This window comes from Mesorhizobium sp. M1006, from assembly GCF_040318825.1.
Taxonomy (GTDB): Bacteria; Pseudomonadota; Alphaproteobacteria; order Rhizobiales; family Rhizobiaceae; genus Mesorhizobium.
The window spans coordinates 1-1278 of sequence record NZ_JAMYMZ010000136.1; the positions used below are offsets into that span (position 1 = coordinate 1).

The window sequence follows — 1278 nt, forward strand, 5'->3', positions numbered from 1 at the left end:
GGCTGACCTTGCCCCTCTGATCTAATCCGGTTTGAAGTTCGTTCTGGCCATCGAGAGGACCAGGACATGAAACGCAGCCGCTTCTCTGAAGAGCAGATCATCGGAATTTTGAAGGAACACGAGGCCGGGGTATCGGTTGCCGATCTGTGCCGCAAGCACGGGGTCAGCGACGCCTCGATCTACAACTGGAAGGCCCGCTTCGGCGGGATGGATATCTCCGAGGCTCGGCGACTGAAGGCGCTGGAGGACGAGAACACGCGGCTGAAGCGGCTTCTGGCCGACGCCATGCTCGACAATGCGGCGTTGAAGGATCTTGTGGGAAAGAAATGGTGACGCCCGCGGCCAAGCGGAAAGCTGTCGCTCGCCTGAAGGAAGGCTTCGGGATGAGCGAACGGCGGGCGTGTAAAGCCATCGGCTGTTGCCGCATGACGGTTCGCTACGAGACCAGCAGGCCGGACGACCGCGAGGTTCGCGAGCGGATGAAGGCGATCGCGCAGGAGCGACGCCGGTTCGGCTACCGGCGTCTTCTCGTGATGCTGAGGCGGGAGGGCCTGGTCGTGAACCACAAGAAGCTGTTCCGGCTCTATCGGGAGGAGGAGCTCGCCGTTCGCCGCCGTGGCGGCCGCAAACGGGCGATCGGGACCAGGGCGCCGATGCTGGTGCCGCTGAGGCCCGACGAGCGCTGGTCGCTTGACTTCGTATCGGACCAGCTCACCGACGGGCGCCGCTTCCGCATCATGGCCGTCGTCGACGACTGCACGAGAGAGTGCCTGGCACTCATCATTGATACGTCTCTCTCGGGCATGCGGGTTGCCCGCGAATTGGACCGGCTCATCACCGAGCGCGGCCGGCCGAGGATGATCGTCAGCGACAATGGCAGCGAGTTCACCTCGAACGCCATCCTCTCCTGGGCGGATCAGAACCGCGTCGAATGGCATTACATTGCGCCCGGCAAGCCGATGCAGAATGGCTTCATCGAGAGCTTCAACGGCCGATTGCGCGATGAACTGCTCAACGAGACGCTGTTTACCTCGCTGGCTCAGGCGCGCGTCGCCATCGCCCTGTGGCACGCCGACTACAACACCGCGCGGCCGCACTCCCAAATCGCCTGGCAGACCCCGGCCGAGTTCGCCAGCACCTTTAATCCGCGACGGTCGCTCGCGCTGCGCTATGCCAAAGGCTCCGCGCCAGCGCCCGTCGCTTCACCGGCCCAGCAGGGCACAACCCACGCCGGAAACGAACTCAAAACTGGATAGAAACTGGGGGCAACGTCACGGC

1 protein-coding gene is annotated in these 1278 nt (G+C 63.8%); it reads left to right on the forward strand.

What is annotated here, in order from left to right; genetic code table 11:
- Positions 1–66 precede the first annotated feature (66 nt).
- Positions 67–1256, forward strand: a protein-coding gene (locus NKH60_RS34910; protein WP_352875126.1) for an IS3 family transposase whose coding sequence is annotated in 2 segments (ribosomal slippage) — positions 67–316 and positions 316–1256 — 1191 coding nt in all. Because the reading frame shifts where the segments join, the coding sequence is not laid out codon by codon here.
- Positions 1257–1278: the final 22 nt, after the last annotated feature.